18 protein-coding genes are annotated in these 19,210 nt (G+C 65.3%); 11 read left to right on the top strand and 7 right to left on the bottom strand.

Features of this window, described 5'->3' with window-relative positions:
• Positions 1–94: 94 nt before the first annotated feature.
• The 6 genes from blaCAR to AC07PT_RS28505 all read right to left on the bottom strand — a co-directional run bounded on the left by blaCAR (position 95) and on the right by AC07PT_RS28505 (position 6,014).
• Positions 95–1,027: a CAR family subclass B3 metallo-beta-lactamase gene (gene blaCAR / locus AC07PT_RS28530; RefSeq protein ID WP_492362965.1), complete on the bottom strand. Its 933-nt coding sequence runs from the start codon at positions 1,025–1,027 to the stop codon at positions 95–97.
• A gap of 216 nt (positions 1,028–1,243) precedes the next feature.
• Positions 1,244–2,791: a phospholipase D-like domain-containing protein gene (locus AC07PT_RS28525; protein WP_494658918.1), complete on the bottom strand. Its 1,548-nt coding sequence runs from the start codon at positions 2,789–2,791 to the stop codon at positions 1,244–1,246.
• A gap of 129 nt (positions 2,792–2,920) precedes the next feature.
• Positions 2,921–3,466, bottom strand: a complete 546-nt coding sequence (locus tag AC07PT_RS28520) for a VOC family protein (protein ID WP_494658917.1) — start codon at positions 3,464–3,466, stop codon at positions 2,921–2,923.
• A 47-nt stretch (positions 3,467–3,513) separates the two neighbouring features.
• Positions 3,514–4,095 (bottom strand): amino acid synthesis family protein, encoded by a 582-nt coding sequence (locus AC07PT_RS28515; protein WP_492350628.1) that lies wholly within the window; start codon positions 4,093–4,095, stop codon positions 3,514–3,516.
• 10 nt (positions 4,096–4,105) lie between these two features.
• Positions 4,106–5,068: a tripartite tricarboxylate transporter substrate binding protein gene (locus tag AC07PT_RS28510; protein WP_492350629.1), complete on the bottom strand. Its 963-nt coding sequence runs from the start codon at positions 5,066–5,068 to the stop codon at positions 4,106–4,108.
• Between the two features lie 82 nt (positions 5,069–5,150).
• A complete protein-coding gene (locus AC07PT_RS28505) occupies positions 5,151–6,014 on the bottom strand; it encodes a fumarylacetoacetate hydrolase family protein (RefSeq protein WP_492350630.1) in 864 nt (287 codons plus the stop codon).
• Positions 6,015–6,182: 168 nt separating this feature from the next.
• Here AC07PT_RS28505 and AC07PT_RS28500 point away from each other — a divergent pair, with 168 nt between their 5' ends.
• Positions 6,183–6,884 carry a GntR family transcriptional regulator gene (locus tag AC07PT_RS28500; RefSeq protein ID WP_492350631.1) on the top strand — a complete coding sequence of 234 codons (702 nt, stop codon included), beginning with the start codon at positions 6,183–6,185 and terminating at the stop codon, positions 6,882–6,884.
• A 215-nt stretch (positions 6,885–7,099) separates the two neighbouring features.
• On the top strand, positions 7,100–7,999 hold the full coding sequence (gene hpaD, locus AC07PT_RS28495) for a 3,4-dihydroxyphenylacetate 2,3-dioxygenase (RefSeq protein WP_494658916.1): 900 nt from the start codon (positions 7,100–7,102) through the stop codon (positions 7,997–7,999).
• Here hpaD and AC07PT_RS28490 read toward each other — a convergent pair.
• Entirely contained in the window at positions 7,923–8,876 is a 954-nt protein-coding gene (locus AC07PT_RS28490; protein WP_492350633.1) for a LysR family transcriptional regulator, read from the bottom strand. The genes hpaD and AC07PT_RS28490 overlap by 77 nt on opposite strands.
• Positions 8,877–9,014: 138 nt before the next feature.
• Between AC07PT_RS28490 and hpaH the strand changes: the two genes are divergently transcribed.
• The 9 genes from hpaH to AC07PT_RS28445 all read left to right on the top strand — a co-directional run bounded on the left by hpaH (position 9,015) and on the right by AC07PT_RS28445 (position 19,039).
• Positions 9,015–9,821, top strand: coding sequence for a 2-oxo-hept-4-ene-1,7-dioate hydratase (hpaH, locus tag AC07PT_RS28485; RefSeq protein WP_494658915.1), 807 nt, complete (start codon positions 9,015–9,017; stop codon positions 9,819–9,821).
• Complete coding sequence (gene hpaI / locus AC07PT_RS28480; protein ID WP_492350635.1) at positions 9,818–10,621, top strand: 4-hydroxy-2-oxoheptanedioate aldolase; 804 nt, start codon at positions 9,818–9,820, stop codon at positions 10,619–10,621. Before hpaH ends, hpaI begins: the two co-directional genes overlap by 4 nt.
• Entirely contained in the window at positions 10,611–12,020 is a 1,410-nt protein-coding gene (locus tag AC07PT_RS28475; protein WP_492350636.1) for an FAD-binding oxidoreductase, read from the top strand. Before hpaI ends, AC07PT_RS28475 begins: the two co-directional genes overlap by 11 nt.
• Before the next feature lie 50 nt (positions 12,021–12,070).
• Positions 12,071–13,546 (top strand): aldehyde dehydrogenase, encoded by a 1,476-nt coding sequence (locus AC07PT_RS28470; protein ID WP_492350637.1) that lies wholly within the window; start codon positions 12,071–12,073, stop codon positions 13,544–13,546.
• Positions 13,547–13,611: 65 nt separating this feature from the next.
• Positions 13,612–14,541, top strand: coding sequence for a DODA-type extradiol aromatic ring-opening family dioxygenase (locus AC07PT_RS28465; protein WP_494658914.1), 930 nt, complete (start codon positions 13,612–13,614; stop codon positions 14,539–14,541).
• Between the two features lie 35 nt (positions 14,542–14,576).
• On the top strand, positions 14,577–15,530 hold the full coding sequence (locus AC07PT_RS28460; protein WP_492350639.1) for a fumarylacetoacetate hydrolase family protein: 954 nt from the start codon (positions 14,577–14,579) through the stop codon (positions 15,528–15,530).
• A 48-nt stretch (positions 15,531–15,578) separates the two neighbouring features.
• Positions 15,579–16,562, top strand: a complete 984-nt coding sequence (locus AC07PT_RS28455) for a Bug family tripartite tricarboxylate transporter substrate binding protein (RefSeq protein ID WP_492350640.1) — start codon at positions 15,579–15,581, stop codon at positions 16,560–16,562.
• Positions 16,555–17,589, top strand: a complete 1,035-nt coding sequence (locus AC07PT_RS28450) for a 2-dehydropantoate 2-reductase (RefSeq protein ID WP_494658913.1) — start codon at positions 16,555–16,557, stop codon at positions 17,587–17,589. Before AC07PT_RS28455 ends, AC07PT_RS28450 begins: the two co-directional genes overlap by 8 nt.
• Positions 17,582–19,039 (top strand): aldehyde dehydrogenase family protein, encoded by a 1,458-nt coding sequence (locus AC07PT_RS28445; protein WP_494658912.1) that lies wholly within the window; start codon positions 17,582–17,584, stop codon positions 19,037–19,039. The genes AC07PT_RS28450 and AC07PT_RS28445 overlap by 8 nt, the downstream gene beginning before the upstream one ends.
• Positions 19,040–19,210: the final 171 nt, after the last annotated feature.

The raw sequence follows: 19,210 nt of genomic DNA, 5'->3' as shown, positions 1-19,210 counted from the left end.
GGGAGGGCTGCGGGGGGTTATCCGGTTTTGGCAAGACTGGGGTGGTGACGTGCCGTTGGCGGTATGGGGCGCGCCACGTGCTCAGAGCCCTCAGTTATCGCGACTCTTTTTTTCGCTCAGCTTCCAGGCGCAACTCGGCACCTTGGCGCAGGGTGGCCAGTTGATTGGTGAAACCAACGGGATCCACCAAAGGATGCGGATCCCCAGGGCGCCGGGTCTTGAGTTTCTCCTTGGCCTCGGTGAGCCCGGTGCTGAAGGGGTGGGTGGTGAGGTGCACGGTGATCGGGGTGGTTTTGTCATGGACCAGCCCGTCGATCCGGTCGACACTGGCGATGTACGACTCGACCTGCCTGGCGCTGTCGATGGCATTGAGGCCCAGGCCACCGATCACGAAAGCGTGGTAGGTCTGGCTGCCGTCCTTCACGTCGAGGCTGTACGAGGCGGTGCCATGGGTGTGGCCCGGGGTTTCGTAGACCTTGATCCGGGTGTCGCCCAAGGTCACCGTGTCGCCATCCTTGACCACCAGATCGGGCGCCGGCAGCATCTGCCAGGGCCGGGGCGTCTTCTGGGAGGCCTGTGAATCGGCGATCGCCTCGTCCCAGCCGGTCTGGGTCATGACGAACCGGGCCTGGGTCAGGGGCTTGAGCTTGTAGGCCCCCCCGACGTGATCAAAGTGGCCATGGGTCATCAGCACATAGCGGAGGTCGCTGGGTTTGACGCCCACCTTGGCCATGTTCTCGATCAGCTGATCCACGAAGGGCTCGTGCAAGGTGTCGATCAGGATGTAGCCCTCGCTGGTCTTGACCAGCCAGGCCGAGACCCAGCAGACCCCCACGTAGTAGACGTTGTCGAAGGCCTGGTAGGGCTCGATATATTGAGCCTGGCGATCGTTGAGCCAGCGGCCCAGATCCGGCGGCATCTTGCCGGTGCGGCCGAACTCTTCGAAGCGCGACAGGATCTGGGGCGAGGGGCAACCTTGCAGGGGCGCGGTCTGAGCTTGCGCGGCCTGAAGGAGGCCGGCGCCCATGGCCAGGCTCAGCAGGGTGCGGCTGCCCCAGTGCTGGATCAGGGTGCGGATGGAATGGGTGGGTGAGTTCATGCGAGGGGCCTGGTCACCGCGTGGCGGCAAAGTTCATGAAGAAGCTGAAGCGTTGGATTTTGCAGAGTTGCGAGGGTTCGACTCTCAATGAAATCTGGATGATTGATCAGAAAAACTTCCGAATTGAAGCGGGCCCGCGGAGGGCTACAACAGGTCTTCGGACACCAGCATCCACATGAGCCGGAGTTTCAGCCGCTGCCACCATCCGTTGCCAGGTTCGGCAATGCTGCGGTCCTCCCGGCTGCCACTGCGCGAGACCCAGACCAAGCCTTCACCATCGGCGCTCAGCTCGACTTCGTAGTCGACATTGCGATCGGTGTCGAAGACGGACAGCATGCGCTGTGCGATCTGCGGGCTGTGCACGACCACGCCGATCTCGGTGTTGATGTGTTCTGAGCGCGGGTCCAGGTTCATTGAGCCCACCAGCACCGTGTCTGTGTCGATGTAGGCCATCTTGGCGTGCAGGCGCCCGGCAGTGGCACCCAACAGGCGGCCGATCCGGCTGTCGCTTTTCAACCTTTCCGAGGCCACCTCGAACAGCCGCACACCAGCCTTCAACAGTTCGACGCGGTACTGGCTGTAGCCCACGTTCACCAGCGGCTCGTCGCTGGCCGCCAGCGAGTTGGTCACCACCTTGACCTCTACCCCCCGTGCGCGGGCCGCCTTCAAGCTGGCCACACCGCGCTCGCCCGGGATGAAGTAGGGCGAGAACAGCGTCAGTTGGCGGCGGGCGTCGCCCATCTCCTGCATGAAGCGCTGCTTCACTGTCGGGCCCGCTTCATCGGCGGTCTGTGCCTTGGCCGGCGGGTCGGCCCAGGCCTGTGCCTCACCTTCGACGAGCGCAAATCGACGCGTGCTGAGTTCAAGCGCCAGGGGTGGGTCGCCGTACATGTCGGAACGCGTCAGAAGCTGGGGCTGTGCGTCCCCCGAGGTCAGGCGATCGAAGGCGGCCTGGCGTTCAGCGGTTGTCAGTGGATCCCGCATGATCTGACGCAGCGGGTAGACCGTGCTGCTGTTCCAGTACACATCGAACCAGGTGCTGAGTTGGGGCACCACGCTGCCCACCAGCAGCATGTCGAAGTCGATGAAGTTGGCTTCGGCATGGCGGAAGAAGTATTCGTCGGCCAGGTTGCGGCCGCCCACCACGGCCACAGCGCCGTCAGCCACCAGCAGCTTGTTGTGCATGCGGTGGTTCAGCCGATCGAAGTCGCTCAGAAGCCCGACGGTCCGCAGCAAGGAGGACGAGCGTCCGGTGGTGAAGGGATTGAACAGCTGGACTTCAACCTGTGGCGTGGCCGCCAGGCCGAGGAGCAGCTCATCGACGTCGCGCGTGTAGAAGTCGTCGACCAGCAGCCGCACCCGAACGCCGCGTCGTGCGGCATCGCGCAGCGCCCGCAAGAGGCTGCGGCCAACGCTGTCGTTGCCGATCTGATAAGACTGGACATCGATCGAGACCGTCGCGTTCCGGATCAGCGCAAACCGCGCGTCCAGGGCCACGTCGGCTTCGGGCATGGCGCGCAAACCCGAACGACCCGGCGCAATGCCCGCATCCCGAGCCACGGCCGCCAAGGGCGAATCGGCTGCAGCGACCAGGGTCTGTGCCGGCGCCCGGCTTGTCCGATGGGGCAGGCTGGTGCAGGCGGTGATCAGCAGCAGGCTGCACAGCAGGGCCAGACGGGCCCATGAGCTCATGGGCGTGCTGCGGAGGGGGTGAGGCTGCTGCATGGGGTTCAGTTCACAGGCTGGTGGCAGATGAGTATCTCGCGTTTCCTTTCAAAGCGGGGCTGGCGTTTTCTCCAGCCTGCGGCTTCGTACCTCCGTTCAGACGCCGTGCTGCCGGCTGGCAAATCGGGCCTGCCACTGCTTGACCGGCATGAAGGTGGGATCAGCCCGCACGATGCGCTCGGTCTCTGCCCAGATGCTCTCATCACTGGCATCCAGGTCCAGGGGGTCGCCGTGGGGCTGGGCCACATACCAAGGCGTGTCGAGGTAGACCTCCACCGTGTTGTCCTCCACATCCCCGAAGTAGATGGACAAGGCATTGCCGTGGTTCAGGTTGCGCAGCCGGGTCGCGCCATGGCCCAGCGCGCGTCGGCGCGCCTCGCGCAGCTCGTCCAGCGTCTGTACCTTGAAAGACAGCTGCATCACCGTGCTGGGCGATCCAGCCGGGCGGTTCTGGGCCAGCGCAAGCTGGTGGTGCTGCTCGGGCCGGCTGCTCAGAAAGGCCAGCAGAAAGGGGAAGGTATGGCCCGGCCCCCTGTCGGTCACTTGCAGACTGAACACGGCGGTGTAGAAGTCCACCATGCGGTCGAGGTCGAAGCACGACACGCCAAAGTGGGACAGGTTGGGGGCATAGGTGGCGCTCATGGTGGCGGTCTCCGGGGGGCAGGCAATGGGGGCAGGCAAGAGGGGGCTCAGCGCTGGCCGTCGTGCACCGAGACCTGCTCCTTGGTCAGGCCGCCCAGTCGGGCGTGCACCCGGCCGCCAGTGCCCATGACCAGGGCGAACAGGATCTCGTCGGGGCGCGGGGCGTCCTGGATGCCCACCTCCATGCTGTTGAAGTGGCTGCGCACGTAGGCCGCATGGATGTAATGCAAGGGAACCATCAGCCGGTAGCCCGTGGCGGCCACGGCCTTGGCGGCCGGTACGATGGCCTTGGGTTCGCCCAGCACGGCGCGCATCGCCCAGCCGCCGGCTTCATGCCAGACGGCGCCGTGCTCCATTTCGCCGTTCACGCCCACGATGGCGGCCTTGCTGTAGACCTCGATCTTGTCCTTGCCACCCAGCGTGTCCACCAGCTCCTGGGCCAGCAGCGTGCCGAGCTGGCGCAGCTCGGCCATGAACGGCAGCAGATCAGGCTCGTAGCGCCCGGCGTAGGGGTTGCGGATCACGGCGCAGGCGGCTGCCAGCTTCAAGGGCGTGTCGGCCACCGGCCCCCCTTCGTGGTACGTGGTTTCGAGGGTCAGGCTGCGTTTGCGGATTTGGATCAGGGACATGGTGTGACTTTCATTGTTTGGGGATGTTGGCTTCGGCCACCAGCTGCGTCCAGCGCTGGAGTTCGCCGACCAACAGGGTTTTCATTTCCTCGGGGCTGCTGGCGCGGGCCTCGCCGCCCATGTCGGCCAGCCGTGCCCTCAGGGGAGCTTGTTGCAGGGCCTGGCGCACCTCGGTGTTCAGGCGCTCGATCAGTGGGCGCGGGGTGCCGGCAGGGGCCATCAGGCCGGCCCATGAGCTGACCTCGTAGGCCGCGACGCCCTGTTCGGCCACGGTCGGCAGCTCGGGCATCAGGGTCCAGCGCTGGGCGCTTGTGACGGCCAGCGCGCGCAGCTTGCCGGCTTTCAGGTGAGACATCACCGCGGTGGGCGGCGCGATCGCCAGCGGGATCTCACCGGCCAGCACCGCGGTGATGGAGGCTGCATCGCCCCGGTAGGGCACGTGCTGCATCTCCACCTTCGCGGTGCGGGCCAGCAACTCGCCCGCCAGGTGGTGGGTCGAGCCCACGCCCGCCGTGCCGTAAGACACGCTGCCAGGCCGGGCCTGCGCATCGGTCAGCAGGTTGCTCAAACTGCGGTATTTGGAATCCGCCGGCACCACCAACAGGAAGGGAAAGAAGGTGATCGTGGAGATCATCTCGAAATCCGCCACCGACCGGTAGGCCAGCTTCTGGTAGAGCGCGCCCGCGACGGCGTGCCCGCCGGTGGCCAGCAGCAAGGTGTAGCCGTCTGGCTTGGCACGCGCCACCGTGGCCGCGGCGATGTTGCCGCCCGCGCCAGCCTGGGCCTCTACCACCAGGGGCTGGTTCAGGCCTTTGCCCATCTCGGCCCCCATCAGGCGGGCGATGGTGTCGGCATTGCCGCCCGGGGCGAAGCCCTGGTAGATCTTGACGGGGCGCTCGGGGTAGCCCTGCGCCCAGACCGAAGGCAGGGCCGTGGCCAGGGCCGCCCAACTCATGAAGCGTCTGCGTTGCATGCGAGCTGTCTCCTTGTTTTCTTTTTTTGAGCGGGGCCACCGGGTGCTTCTGGGGCGGCCCGCTTCCGGCTTGCCGCGGGGATCAGGCCTGGGCCACGATGGGGTTGCGCAGAATGCCGATGCCTTCGATCTCGACCTCGCACACATCCCCAGCCTTCATGAAGCGCTGCGGCTTGCGGCTCCAGCCCACACCGGCGGGGGTGCCGGTGGCGATCACATCGCCCGGGCTCAACGTGAAGATGGTCGAGGCGTAGTGGATGAGCTTGGGGATGTTGAAGATCATGTGCCCGGTGTGGCTGGACTGCAGTACCTCGCCGTTCAGACGCACCTCCAGCTTCAGCGGCCGGTTGGGTTCGATCTCGTCGGCCGTCACCATCCAAGGGCCGAAGCCGCCAGTCGATTCGAAGTTCTTGCCCGAGGCGATCTGCTTGGCATGGAACTGCCACTCGCGGATGCTGCCGTCGTTGTAGCAGGCGTAACCGGCCACATGCTCGAAGGCCTGGCTCTCGGGGATGTCGCGGCCACCCTGGCCGATGATCACGGCCAGTTCACCTTCCCAGTCCAGCGTCTCGGAGACGCGGGGCAGCACGATGGGGCCGTTGTGCGGGGTTTGCGAGCGCCACACGCGCAAGAAGATCGGCGGCTCTTCCGAGAGCTCGCGCTGCATGCCGGCGGCCAGCACCTCCTGGTGGTGGTCCATGTAGTTGCGCACGGCGCAGATGATTTTTTCAGGCTTGGGGATCACGGGCAGCAGTTGCACCGCGTCGTAGGCGGCCACGGGCGCACCTGCGCTGGCCAAAAGGGCATCGCGTTCGGCAAAGCGCGGGCTACCCACGAATTCGGCCAGGGTGGCCACGCCGCTGGGGCCAGCCAGGTCGATGACCTGGCCATCGACCACAGCGCCCCAGGATTCGCGACCGGCGTGTTGGTAAGAGATCAACTTCATTCAAGGCTCCTTGGTGGTGAGTCCGGCACCCCGATGGGTTCCGGCTGTTTGTGCATGGTGATTATTTTTATGCATAAAAACTAAAAATAAGCATGGTAGAAACCATTACGCATGAAACGTGAAAATATGGCTAACGTATGATCTGGTCCAGACATCCGGCCCTTCACCATGGACAGCACCGACACCATCACCGACCTGCCTTTGGCAGAACGCGCTTACCGCAGCCTGCGTCAGGCCATCGTGCGTTGTGAATTCGAGCCCGGCCAGCGCCTGCGCGTCGATGAACTGAGCCGGCGCTACGACGTCAGCAGCAGCCCGGTGCGCGAAGCCCTCAGTCGGCTGTCGGAGCAGGGCCTGGTGCGTGCATTCGACAATCGCGGTTTTCGTGTGGCGCCGCTCAGCGCTGAGGGGATTGCCGACCTGACGCGTGTTCGCCTGTTGGTCGAATGCGAGGCCCTGCGCGAGTCCATGGACCGGGGTGACGATGCCTGGGAGGCCGACATCGTGGCTGCGGCGCACTCGCTGGGCAGGGTTGAACAGCGCATGGGCGCGGGTCCGCTGGCGTTGGACAACGATTGGTCGGACCGGCACCGTGCTTTTCATCTGGCGCTGTATGCGGGCTGTCGTTCGCCGCTGCTTGGCCAAATGGTGATCGAGTTGTTCGATGCCGCCGAGCGCTACCGTCGCTTTTCAGCCCTGCATCGTGTGGTGGACCGCCACAAGCACGCCGAACACCAGCAGCTCATGGCGTCGGTCCTGGCGCGCGACATCGACACCGCGCTGGACCTGTTCCGCAAGCACATCCTGGGGACCGAGCGCCTGGTCACGCAGGCGCTTGGGGCCATGGAACTCGCCTCCGCGGGCGCTTAGGCCCCGGGCACCGTCTCACGCGCTCGCTCGGGCGCGTTCATCCCTATGCGGGATCTGCTCGCCTGGCTTTGATGCAGGCCAATCTTTTGCGCTTGATTTGTCAGCGAATTCTGAGCAATCGCCCAGTTTTGATCGCTTGTTGAGACCGGCCCTGCGCGCCCAAACTGCGCAGGCAACAACGCATCCACAACGCATCAACCACCAGGAGATTGAACATGAGCCAGCTTGTCTACGCCGCCAAGGTCACCCACATTCCCCGGATGATCCTGTCCGAGCAACCGGGGCCGCTGCATGGCTGCCGCAGCGACGCCACCGAGGGGCTGCTGTCGGTGGGCCAGCAGATCATGGAGGCCGGGGCCGACACGGTGGTGATCCTCGACACCCATTGGTTGAGCAATGCGGCCTACCACGTCAACGGTGCCGCCCGCTTTGAGGGGGTGTTCACCAGCAGCGAGTTCCCGACCCAGCTCAGCGAGCTGCCCTATGCCTACGAGGGCCAACCGGAGCTGGCCTTTGCCATGGCGCAGGCGGCCAGCGCGGCCGGCGTGAAGACAATCGCGCATCAAAAATCCCACCTGGGCCTGGAGTACGGCACGCTGGTGCCGCTGCACTTCATGCAACTGGACCCGAAAATTCGCGTGATCTCGGTCTCTGGCTGGTGCGCGTTCTCCACCATCGATGAAAGCCGCCGTGTGGGCGCGGCATTCCGCGATGCCATAGAGCGTTCGGGCAATCGGGTGGCCTTGATTGCCAGCGGGTCCCTGTCGCACCGCATCCATGACAACCACGAGGTGCTGGATCGCCCCTATGAGATCAGTGACGAGTTCAATCGCCAGTGCGACCTGCGGGCCTTGGAGTTGTGGCAAACCGGTCGGTGGGCCGAGTTCACCGCCATGTTGCCCAGCTATGCCAAGGCCTGTACTGGTGAAGGCTGGATGCACGACACCGCCATGCTGTTGGGTGCACTGGGCTGGGACCATTACCGGTCGCCGATGAGTTTGGTGACCCCTTATTTCGTGGCCTCGGGCACGGGGCAGGTCATCGCACGCTTGCCTGTGGAGCCCTGGCGCCCCGCTTCTGCAATTGAGCCTGCCACTGCTGAAGCCACGGTGTGAGAAATTCGTGGAAGGCCTCGGCTGCAGGAGGGGCCGCGCGGACGGTGGAGCGGTAGAGGCAGACCTGCCGGATCACCTCCGGCTCCTTGACGCGTCGCATCACCAGGCCCAGTGGCCGGGCCACGACGGCAATGTAGGCGGGCGCCAAGGTGGCGGCCAGGCCCTGGGCCGCGATCCCCAGGGCGGTCGAGATGTTGTCCACCACATCCACGGGCAGGATTCTTGAGCCCTCGGGTGCATTGAGGTGCATCTGGGCAACGCTGCGCTCGTGGTCGCGTCCTGCGGCCACGATGTGGGCGTTTCGCAGGTCCACCCAACTGAGCGATCTTTGCTCGGCCAGCGGGTGTTTCGGCGCGCACCACAGCACCCAGGGGCTGTCGAAGACCGGCACCGATTCCACGTGCTCGATGCCGCTGCGGTCCGGCCCCACGGCCAGGTCAAGGTCACCGCTGACCACCTTGTCGACCAACTCATCCACCGGCGTGTCGCGAATGCGGATCACCACCTTGGGTCGGGTTTCACAGAAGGCCTTGATGGCCGCGGGTAGCACGGCGCTGGCCAGCACCATGGGCGCGCCGATGCGCACCACGCCCGAAGCCCGGTTGCGCACGTCCGAAGCCGTCGACTCGGCCATCTGAAGGTGCCTGAGCACGGTGCGCGCTGGGCCCAGGAAATCGCGGCCCGCACTGGACAGATCGACCCGGCGTGTGCTGCGGTCAAACACGCGGAACCCGAGCGTGGACTCCAGTTCGGCAATCAATTGGCTGACGGCAGATGAGGACAGGCCCATCAGCTCACTGGCACCGGCAAAGCTGCGGGCATCGGCCACGCTCACAAAGGCTTCGAACTGTCTGATCGTGAAACGGGTCAAGGGCATGGGGCATTTTGTATCCGTTTTGTCGCTGGCGGATTGACCATTTTTACTTACGAATCGCTCAGTATTTGTCGTTTGTTCGCGGCAGATCCGAACGGGATACTCGCGCCCTGCTTTCATCTCTTGATCAGGTCAGCCAACGTGAACCTCAGCCCCGAACTCCATGCAACGCTAGCTGCGCAGCTGCACGATGCCCAGCGCACGCGCATCCAGCTAGAACAGTTTTCACGCCTCCATCCGACCCTGGACATCGAGGACAGCTACGCCATCCAGAGTGCCTGGATGAAGCTGTGCCTGGCCCAGGGTCGGCAGGTGATCGGGCACAAGATCGGCCTGACCTCACGGGCGATGCAGATCTCCTCGCAGATCACCGAGCCGGACTACGGCACCTTGCTCGACGACATGCTGATCCCCGACGGATCGGAGATCCGCACCGAGCGCTTTATCTTGCCCCGGCTGGAGGTCGAGTTCGCCTTCATTCTCGCCAAACCCCTGCAGGGCCCCGGCGTGACGATCTTCGACGTGCTCAATGCCACTGACTACGTGGTGCCCGCCCTGGAGCTGATCGATGCCCGCATCGAGCAGTTCGACCGCCATACCAAGGCACCCCGCAAGGTGCTGGACACGATCGCCGACAACGCGGCCAACGGCGGCATCATCCTGGGCGGACGCCCCATGCGCCCCCATGAGGTCGATTGGCGCTGGGCCGGTGCCCTGCTGTTCAAGAACGGGGTCATCGAAGAATCCGGCCTGGGCGCGGCCGTCCTCAACCACCCGGCCAACGGGGTGGCCTGGCTGGCCAACAAGCTGGCGCCCCATGGCCAATCCCTGGCTGCGGGCGAGATCGTGCTGGGCGGCTCGTTCACCCGCCCCGTGGCCTGCGCCGCAGGCGATGTGTTCCATGCCGACTACGGCACCCTGGGTTCCATTTCGGTGAGGTTCGCATGAGTCAGACCCCTCGCAACACCTTCAAGGATGCCCTGCAGGCAGGGCGTCAACTGGCCGGGCTCTGGCTCGGTCTGGCAGATCCCTACGCCACCGAGCTGTGTGCCGGCCTGGGTTACGACTGGATGCTGATCGATGGCGAGCATGGCCCCAACGATCTGCGCTCCATGCTGGGGGCCTTGCAGGCTGCCGCTCCGTACGAAACCGAAGCCGTGGTGCGCATTCCGCACGGGGACCCGGCCTTGATCAAGCAGGTGCTGGAGATCGGTGCCCGCACGCTGTTGATCCCCATGGTCGAGTCGGCGCAAGCCGCTCGCGGACTGGTCCAGGCCATGCGCTACCCGCCGCAGGGGATCCGGGGCGTGGGCAGCGGCCTGGCGCGCTCTTCGCGCTGGAGCCGCTACCCGAACTATCTGCACGAAGCCAATGAGCGGGTGTGCCTGCTGGTTCAGGTCGAAACCGCCGAGGCCCTGGGTGAACTCGATGCCATCGCCCAGGTCGAGGGCGTTGACGGGGTGTTCATCGGTCCGGCCGATCTGTCGGCCTCGATGGGCCTGCTGGGCCAGCCGGCGCATCCCACCGTCAAGGCCGCGATCGAGCAGGCCATCCGAACCATCCGTTCGCATGGCAAGGCGGCGGGCATCCTGTGCACCGACGAGGCCCTGGCCCGGCACTACGCCCAGGTCGGCGCCCAGTTCGTCGCCATCGGTGTGGACACGACGCTGCTGTCCCAGGCCGCACGCGCCTTGTTGCAACGTTACCGCGACGAAGCCAGCCCCACGGAGACGCGTCATGGCTACTGAGATGCACCAGAGTTTGCGCGCGGTGTTTGCGGGCCGTCTGCTCACAGCGCCGGCAGAGATGGCCCCCTTTCTGACCGACTGGCGTGGCAAGTGGACCGGGGCGGCGTGGGCCGTGGTGCAACCCGACACCCCTGAGGATGTGGCGAGCGTGATGCGCTGGTGTTGCGAAAGACGCGTTCCCGTGGTGCCCCAGGGCGGCAATACCGGCCTCTCGGGTGGATCGACGCCCGATGTGTCGGGTCGCTCTGTCGTGCTCTCGCTGGCCCGCTTGCAGCGGATCCGTGACATTGACGTCAGCAACAACACCATCACGGTGGATGCCGGGCTGACCCTGCTCGCCTTGCAGGAAGCCGCCAAGGCGGCAGGGCGGCTGTTTCCCCTCAGCCTGGCGGCCGAAGGCAGCTGCACCATCGGAGGCAACCTGGCCAGCAATGCCGGCGGTGTTCAGGTGCTGCGCTACGGCAATGCCCGCGAGCTTTGCCTGGGCCTGGAAGTGGTGACCGCGGAAGGTGAGCTCTGGAACGGCCTGCGTGGCCTGCGCAAAGACAACACCGGCTACGACCTGCGGGATCTGTACATCGGCAGCGAAGGCACCTTGGGCATCATCACCGGGGCCACTTTGAAGCTGTTCCCCCAGCCTGCCAGTCAGGTGGTCACCTGCGTGGCGGTCGCCACACCGGCGCAAGCCGTCGATCTGCTGGCGCTGGCCCAGTCCCGCCTGGGGGCCGGCCTGACCGCCTTCGAGCTGATGAGTGATGCCTGCCTGCAGCTGGTCGAGAAGCATGTGCCTGGCACCCGCTTCCCCTTGGGCGAACGCAGTCCCTGGTATGTGCTGCTGGAGCTGTCGAGTGAGCAGGGCGGTGCCGAGGCCACGGCCCATCTTGAGGCCCTGCTCGAATCGGCTTTTGAACAAGACCTGATCGCCGATGCCGCGCTGTCGTCCAACCTCTCGCAGTTCGAGGCCCTGTGGGCCCTGCGCGAGAACATCTCGGAGGCCCAGGGCGCCGAGGGCAAGACGATCAAGCACGACATTTCTCTGCCGGCTTCCCGGATCGCCGAATTCATCGAGACCACCAGTGCGGCCATCCTGGCCAGCAGCCCCCTGGTTCGGATGGTGGTGTTTGGTCATCTCGGTGATGGCAACCTGCACTACAACCTCTCGCCTGTGGCGGGGGCCTCCGCCCCCGATTTCGGGGCGCTGGAGTCTTCCATGAACCAACGGGTTCATGACGCTGTGGCAGCCCGAGGCGGATCGATCTCTGCCGAACACGGCCTGGGCGTGCTGCGCCGGGATGAATCCGCCCGCTACAAGTCCGCCGTCGAGCTTCAGTTGATGCGCCGCGTCAAGGCGGCACTGGACCCCCTGGGTTTGATGAATCCCGGCAAGTTGCTGGCCTGAAATCCACGCGCACCCAAGCGCTTCGCGAAAACACCCTCTTGGAGAACATCATGAGCCATCCTTCACTGGACGTTGCAGGCATTCGGGTGTCACCCGACCATTACATCAATGGCCTGCGTGTGGCTTCCAGCCAAACCTTTGAACTGCACAGCCCCATTGACCAGCGCTTGCTGGGACACGTGTCCGAGGGCTTGCCTGAGCATGTGGAGCAAGCCATCGTGGCCGCGCAGAACGCGTTTCCGGCCTGGGCGGCCCTGGGTGCGGCGGGGCGCAAGCCTTATCTCGACCGCTTTGCCGAAGAGATCGGCAAGCGCGCCGACGAGCTGTGCCAGCTGGAAAGCAACGATGCCGGCGTCTTGCTCTCGCGCATGCGCCATGGCGTGGTGCCACGCGCCATGCTCAACATCCGGTGGTTCGCCGAGCATGCGCTCGAACTGCAGAACCGCACTCTGGAGACGGAGCAGGCCAGCCATCGGGTGCGCCACGATCCGGCGGGCGTGGTGGCCATCATCACGCCCTGGAACGCACCCCTGATGCTGTCGACCTGGAAGCTCGGGCCGGCCCTGGCGTCGGGCAACACCTGTGTGCTCAAGCCGCCAGAGTGGGCGCCTCTGACTTGCTCGCTGCTGGCCGATGCGGCCCACGCGGCCGGCCTGCCGCCTGGCGTGTTCAACCTGGTGCAAGGCAGTGGCGCCAACACCGGTGCCCGCCTGGTCAGCGACCCGCGGCTGGCGCGCATTTCCTTCACGGGCTCGGTGCCCACGGCCAAGTGGATCGCCCAGGCCGCCGGGGCCAACCTGGTGCCCTGCAGCCTGGAGCTGGGCGGCAAAAGCCCCTTCATCGTGCTGGAAGATGCCGACATCGACAGCGCCGCCGCCACGGGCGCGCTCATGTACCGCAATGCCGGGCAGGTCTGTCTGGCCGGCACGCGCTTCCTGGTGCATCAGCGTGTCGCGGACCGCTACGTCGAGGCCCTGCGCGGCTATGTCGAAAAGCTCAACATCGGCGACCCGCGTGAAGAGGCCACCGAGGTGGGCCCCTTGATCCATCCGCGTCAACTGGACCGGGTGTCGACCTTTGTGGACCGCGCCGTAGCCCAAGGCGCACGCCTGTTGTGGGGCGGTGCGCGGCACGACTTCGGTGCCCAGTACTACCAGCCCACCATGCTGACCGACCTGCGCCAAAGCGATGAGATCGTGCAGAACGAGGTGTTTGGCCCGGTGCTGACCCTGCAGACCTTCGAGACCGACGAGCAGGCCATAGCGATGGCCAACGGAACCGACTATGGCCTGGGCGGCGTCTGCTATGGCGAACAGGCCCACGCGATCGATGTGGCCGAGCAGGTGCGCACCGGCTTCATCTGGGTCAACAGCTTCGGCATCCGTGATCTGGCAGCGCCGTTCGGGGGCATCAAGCGCTCGGGCGTGGGGCGCGAAGGGGGCGACTGGAGCTTCGAGTTCTTCTGCGATGTCAAGGACGTGGTCGTCCCCAAAAAACCCTTCAAGGCCAGCTTCAGCCATCGCTGATCGGCGCCGCACTTCGACCTGAATTCCACCCCGACTTCCACCCGACAACCTCAAAGGTATTTTCCATGGGCCAAATTCTGGGCGCAGCCCTTGTTTCCCACCACCCCGGCTTGATGCAGTGTGAAGAGTTTCGCGTGCTGCAAGGTGCCGGCGCCGATTCGGACCTGATCCCCGGCTACGCTCGCCTGCGCGAGCGCATCCGCAGCGTCAAGCCCGATGCGGTCTTGATCTTCGATTCGCATTGGTTCACCACCGGCTATCACTTGCTGGATGGGGGTGACCATTTCAAGGGCACCTACATCTCCGACGAAATGCCCTGGTACCTGCACGGCGTTCCTTACGACTACCGTGGCTGTCCAGAGCTGGCCGTGCAGATCGAGGCCGTCTCGCGTGAGCGCAAGGGCTATGTGCGCAACGTGCAGCATCCGGAACTCGGCAAGCAATATGCCACGCTGAACCTCGTCAAGCACCTGCAACTGGAGCTGACCCAGACCCCGGTGCTGACGGTCAGCTCGTGCCAGAACTGCGAATGGCCGCAGTTCCTGCAATCGGGTGAAGACATTGGCGAGGCGATCCGCCGCAGCGACCTGCGCGTGGTGCTGCTGGCCTCGGGCGCGCTGAGCCACAAGTTCAATGGCATCGACTGGCGACCCAACCACCCCCGGATCTTCCACGAAAGCAATGTCTCGCGCCCCGAGAACATTGAAAGCGACAAGGCCGCCATCGAACTGATGCGCGAGGGTCGCCATGACGAAATCGTGGCCCGCTGGGATGAGGATTACCGCCGCAGGCCCTGGGAGGCCTTCGGCGCGCATTACCTGCAGATGCTGGGGGCCATGGGCGGTGCTTCCTGCCAGGCCAAGGGCGAGCCCTTGTCCGCGTACGAGAACGCACGCGGCACCGGAAACATCCACATCTGGTTCAACACCCAGCCGCAACCTGGGTCCGCTGCCCTCAATGAGTTTGCACCTGCCGGTGCCGCCAGCGTGGCCTGAGCCTCAAGCCCATCACCTAGAGACGGAGACATTCCATGGATTTCGAATTTCCAATTGACCAATTGCCCGCCGTGATGCAAGGCCCCAGGGTTGAGCGTCGGCGTGTATTGCTGGGCGGCAGCGCCTTCTGGGGCACCGTGGTCGAGGAGGGCGCTGACGCAGGCCGCCTGCGCCTGGACGACGGGCGCTTGCTGGACACCGAGGGCTTGAACTACCTCCCCCCGGTGCAGCCGAGCAAGATCATTGCGGTGCACATCTCCTACAGCTCGCGCAGCTACGAGACGCGCCAGAAGCCCAAGCCCACCGAATCGCCGACCTACTTCACCAAGCCTCCGACCTCGCTCAACGGGCATGGGGGCCAGATTCTCAAGCCGGCGGATTGCCAGTACCTGAATTACGAAGGCGAGTACGCCGTGGTGATCGGCAAGACCTGCCGCAACGTCACGCCCGATGAGGCCTGGGACTACATCGAAGGTTTCTGCCCGGCCCTCGACATGGGCTTGCAGAACTTCCGCGATACCGACCAGGGCTCGATGTTGCGCGTCAAGGGCGCTGACACGCTCTTGCCTATCGGCCCGGGGATTGTCCGCGGTGTGGACCTGTTCCAGCAGACCCTGCGCACCTACGTCAACGGCCTGGTTGTGCAAGAGGCGCACATCGGTGACGAGACCATCTGGGGCCCTCACTATGTGATTGCCGACCTGGCCCGCCACATCACCTTGGTGGCGGGGGACGTGATCCTGATGGGCACGCCCTGCCATTCGCGTTCGGTGGACCCGGGCGACTTCGTCGAGTGTGAGATCACCGGTCTGGGCCGGGTCAGCGGCACGGTGGTGGAGATCGCCGCTCCCCGCGCGAGTGCCCTGGGTGTGGGCCATCAGCCCACCGACACCCCCGAAGTCCGGCGCGTGGCGCTGGGCTTTGACGAGCGTGTTCCCGAACGCTTCAAGCAGAACCTCAGTGACGCCAGAAAGGCCAAACAGTCCTGATCACGCCCGGCTCAAGCCCCTCACCCAACTCAAATGGAGACTCCAACAATGCAAAACCGTCGTCAAATCCTCTCTCAGATCGCCTGCGGCATGGCGGCCGCGGCGCTGCCTTTCGGCGCCAGGGCTGATGCCCTGGACAGTGCCAAGATCCTTGCGGGCTTTGCCCCGGGCGGCACCATCGACACCGAGGCCCGCCGCGTGGCCAACCGCTTGACCGGTGCTTACGCCAAGGCCGTCTTTGTCGACAACCGCCCCGGTGCGGGCGGGCAGATCGCCATCTCGGCCTTGAAGGCGGCGGCCCCGGATGGCAGCACCCTGCTGGCCACACCGATGTCCATGCTGGGCATCTACCCGCATACCTACAAAAAGCTGCCGTACGACCCGATCGCCGATCTGACGCCCGTGTCCATGGGGGTCTATGTCGACATGGGCCTGGCCGTAGGCCCGCTGGTGCCTGCGTCGGTCACCAACATCCCTGAGTTTCTGGCCTGGTGCAAGGCCAATCCGGACCTGGCCAACTTCGGCTCGCCGGCACCGGGCTCGGTGCCCCACTTCGTGGGCGTGCTGATCGGCCGGGCGGGCAACGTCGACCTGCGGCACGTGGGCTTCAGGGGCACCCAGCCCGCCATCATGGACCTCGTGGGCGGTCAGATCGCGGCGGTGTCGGCGCCGGTGGGCGAGTTCCTGCCGCACCTGCCTGGCGGCAAGCTCCGCATCCTGGCCACCAGTGGTGCGGCCAGAAGCAAGTTCGTCCCTCAGGTGCCGACGCTGGCCGAGCAGGGCTTCAAGTCGCTGGTCTATGGCGAGTGGCATGGCTTCTTCCTGCCGGGCAAGGCCAGCGCTGCGGTGGTCAAGAACGCCAATGCGGCCATCCGCCAGGCCTTGGCCGCCAAAGACGTGATCGACGGCTTTGCGGCCATGGGCCTGGAGACACGTTCCTCCACGCCGGAAGAGTTGGCCGCCGCTTTGAAGGCCGACCTGGAACGCTGGGGACCGATTGTGAAATCGATCGGGTTCAGTGCCGATGCCTGAGTTGTCCGCGTTGACGGGGGGCCGCCTTGAAGCTCCCCAGGAGCACAAGGTGTGCATCGTGGGCGCCGGTGCCATCGGCAGCCTGATCGGGGCGCGCCTGGCGGCGACCGGCCGCGTGTCGGTGTCGGCCCTGGCGCGCGGCGCCACGCTGCAGGCCTTGCGCGAGCACGGCTGGCGCCTTCAGGGCGAAGACGGCACGGTGATCCGCGCCCCGGTCCAGGCCAGCGATCGGGCCCAGGACCTGGGCCCGCAGGATGTGGTGATCATCGCGGTCAAGGGCCCCGCACTGAAAGACATCGCTGCCACGCTGCAGCCGCTGTTGGGGCCCGACACCCTGATCCTGCCGGCCATGAACGGCGTGCCCTGGTGGTTCTGCCAGGGTTGGCCTGGCTTTGAAGCCGGGCTGCCCAGTGTCGACCCGGGGGGTGTCATCGCCCACAACCTGCCCTTCTCAACAGTTTTGGGCTGCGTGGTCCATGCGAGCAGTGCGGTGTTGGAACCTGGCCTGGTCAAGCACATCAAGGGTCAGGAGCTGATCATTGGCGAACCTGGTGGCGGGGCCTCGATACGAGCTGCCGCCCTGGCCCAGTTGCTGCAACTCGCCGGCTTTGAGGCCCGCGTGAGTGACAACGTGCGCCGGGACATCTGGTTCAAGCTCTGGGGCAACCTGACCATGAACCCGCTCTCAGCCATCACCGGCGCCACGGTGGACCGGATCCTGGCAGACCCGCTGCTGCGCAGCTTCTGCTCGGCGGCCATGGATGAGGTGGCCGGTGTGGGGGCCCGGATCGGTTGCGAGATTGATCAAAGCCCAGAGGACCGGCATGCGCTGACGGCCCGCCTCGGGGCTTTCAAGACCTCCATGCTGCAAGACGTCGAATCCGGCAAGCCCTTGGAGCTGGATGCCATCGTCGCGGCCGTGCGTGACATGGCCCAAGTGCTGGGGGTTCAGACCCCCCATGTCGATGCCCTGTTTGGCATCGCCCGCCTTTTTGCCCGGACCAAGGGCCTGTATCCCCATGAGTGACCCCATCAAACCCAATTACATCGCCGGCGAGTGGCTGACCGGCCAGCATGCTGCGCCCAATGTGAATCCTTCGGATACCCGGGATGTCATCGGCCTGTATGCCCGTGCCAGCCAGGACCAGGCCCGTACGGCGATTGCCGCCGCCCACGCGGCCCAGCCTTTGTGGGCCGCGCAGACCCCCATGCAGCGCTCAGAGGCGCTCGACCGCATCGGCAGTGAGTTGCTGGCGCGCCGGGCTGAGCTGGCCGACCTGCTGGCGCGTGAAGAAGGCAAGGCCTTGCCGGACGCCTCGGGCGAGGTGCTGCGCGCAGCCCATATCTTCAAGTTCTTCGCGGGCGAAGCCTTGCGGATAGGGGGTGAGCTGATCGGTTCTACACGCCCCAACATGAGCGTGGAGATCTGCCGCGAACCTGTGGGCGTGGTGACCGTCATCACGCCCTGGAACTTTCCGTTGGCCATTCCGGCCTGGAAGATCGCGCCGGCCCTGGCCTATGGCAACGCCGTGGTGTTCAAGCCCGCTGAATTGGTGCCGGGCTGCGCCTGGGCACTGACCGAGATCATTACCCGCGCGGGCCTGCCACCGGGCACCTTCAACCTGGTCATGGGTAAAGGCCGTGAGTTGGGCGAGGTCTTGCTGGAGGATCCGAGGGTGCAGGCCATCACCTTCACCGGCTCGGAGGCCACTGGCCGCAAGGTGGCGCTCAGCGCGGTGGGGCGCCCCGGCCCCATGGCCAAATTCCAGCTTGAAATGGGCGGCAAGAACCCCTTGGTGGTGCTGGACGATGCCGACCTCGATCAGGCCATCGCCTGTGCCATCAACGGTGCCTTTTATTCAACCGGCCAGCGGTGCACGGCCTCTTCGCGCCTGATCGTCACCGACGCGGTGCATGACCAGTTCGTGGCCGGCCTGACCCAGGCCATGCAAGGCCTGGTGGTGGGGGATGCCCGGGCGCCAGACACCGTCATCGGGCCCGTGGTCGATGCCTCGCAGCTGGAACAGGATCTGCGCTACATCGATCTGGGCCTGCGCGAAGGCGCCACGCTGGCCTTTGGTGGCCAGGCACGTCAGGACTGGAACGGTCAGCCCGGCTTCTACCTGCAACCAGCCCTGTTCACCAACACCACGCCTTCAATGACCCTCAACCGCGAGGAGATTTTTGGCCCGGTCGCGAGCGTCATTCGTGTCAAGGATGCTGATGAAGCCTTGCGGGTGGCCAACGACACGCCCTTTGGCCTGTCGGCCGGTGTGGTGACCCAGTCCTTGAAACAGGCTGCACGCTTCAAGCGCGAGCTGCAGGCCGGCATGGTGATGGTCAATGCGCCCACCGCCGGTGTCGATCCGCACGTGCCTTTCGGAGGCCGCAAGGGGTCCAGCCATGGGCCGCGTGAGCAAGGGCGTTATGCCGCCGAGTTCTTCACCACAGTGAAGACCACCTACGTCAATCCCTGACCCACTGGTGCCGTGCCCTGGGACCTGATCCAGGCCCAGGGCATTTCCATTTCTGGGCTGCAGCCTCTGCAGCCCCCATCTGATCCATGAGCGACAACATGAAGATTCTCGTCCCCGTCAAACGCGTGGTGGACTACAACGTGAAGGTCCGGGTGAAGTCGGACAACACGG

This window comes from Curvibacter sp. GW821-FHT09D12 (assembly GCF_059416245.1).
Note: the sequence above shows the minus strand (reverse complement) of the source record. Positions and strands in the feature narration are given on the sequence as shown.

What these genes read in the sequence shown, in the direction of transcription:
- AC07PT_RS28475 (WP_492350636.1), top strand. Translation starts at nt 10,611, where the DNA reads ATGGCTACTGAGATGCACCAGAGTTTGCGCGCGGTGTTTGCGGGCCGT.
- AC07PT_RS28450 (WP_494658913.1), top strand. Translation starts at nt 16,555, where the DNA reads ATGCCTGAGTTGTCCGCGTTGACGGGGGGCCGCCTTGAAGCTCCCCAG.
- hpaD (WP_494658916.1), top strand. Translation starts at nt 7,100, where the DNA reads ATGAGCCAGCTTGTCTACGCCGCCAAGGTCACCCACATTCCCCGGATG.
- AC07PT_RS28525 (WP_494658918.1), bottom strand. Translation starts at nt 2,791, where the DNA reads ATGAGCTCATGGGCCCGTCTGGCCCTGCTGTGCAGCCTGCTGCTGATC.
- hpaI (WP_492350635.1), top strand. Translation starts at nt 9,818, where the DNA reads ATGAGTCAGACCCCTCGCAACACCTTCAAGGATGCCCTGCAGGCAGGG.
- AC07PT_RS28470 (WP_492350637.1), top strand. Translation starts at nt 12,071, where the DNA reads ATGAGCCATCCTTCACTGGACGTTGCAGGCATTCGGGTGTCACCCGAC.
- blaCAR (WP_492362965.1), bottom strand. Translation starts at nt 1,027, where the DNA reads ATGGGCGCCGGCCTCCTTCAGGCCGCGCAAGCTCAGACCGCGCCCCTG.
- AC07PT_RS28460 (WP_492350639.1), top strand. Translation starts at nt 14,577, where the DNA reads ATGGATTTCGAATTTCCAATTGACCAATTGCCCGCCGTGATGCAAGGC.
- AC07PT_RS28490 (WP_492350633.1), bottom strand. Translation starts at nt 8,876, where the DNA reads ATGCCCTTGACCCGTTTCACGATCAGACAGTTCGAAGCCTTTGTGAGC.
- AC07PT_RS28510 (WP_492350629.1), bottom strand. Translation starts at nt 5,068, where the DNA reads ATGCAACGCAGACGCTTCATGAGTTGGGCGGCCCTGGCCACGGCCCTG.
- AC07PT_RS28445 (WP_494658912.1), top strand. Translation starts at nt 17,582, where the DNA reads ATGAGTGACCCCATCAAACCCAATTACATCGCCGGCGAGTGGCTGACC.
- AC07PT_RS28500 (WP_492350631.1), top strand. Translation starts at nt 6,183, where the DNA reads ATGGACAGCACCGACACCATCACCGACCTGCCTTTGGCAGAACGCGCT.
- AC07PT_RS28505 (WP_492350630.1), bottom strand. Translation starts at nt 6,014, where the DNA reads ATGAAGTTGATCTCTTACCAACACGCCGGTCGCGAATCCTGGGGCGCT.
- AC07PT_RS28465 (WP_494658914.1), top strand. Translation starts at nt 13,612, where the DNA reads ATGGGCCAAATTCTGGGCGCAGCCCTTGTTTCCCACCACCCCGGCTTG.
- AC07PT_RS28515 (WP_492350628.1), bottom strand. Translation starts at nt 4,095, where the DNA reads ATGTCCCTGATCCAAATCCGCAAACGCAGCCTGACCCTCGAAACCACG.
- AC07PT_RS28455 (WP_492350640.1), top strand. Translation starts at nt 15,579, where the DNA reads ATGCAAAACCGTCGTCAAATCCTCTCTCAGATCGCCTGCGGCATGGCG.
- AC07PT_RS28520 (WP_494658917.1), bottom strand. Translation starts at nt 3,466, where the DNA reads ATGAGCGCCACCTATGCCCCCAACCTGTCCCACTTTGGCGTGTCGTGC.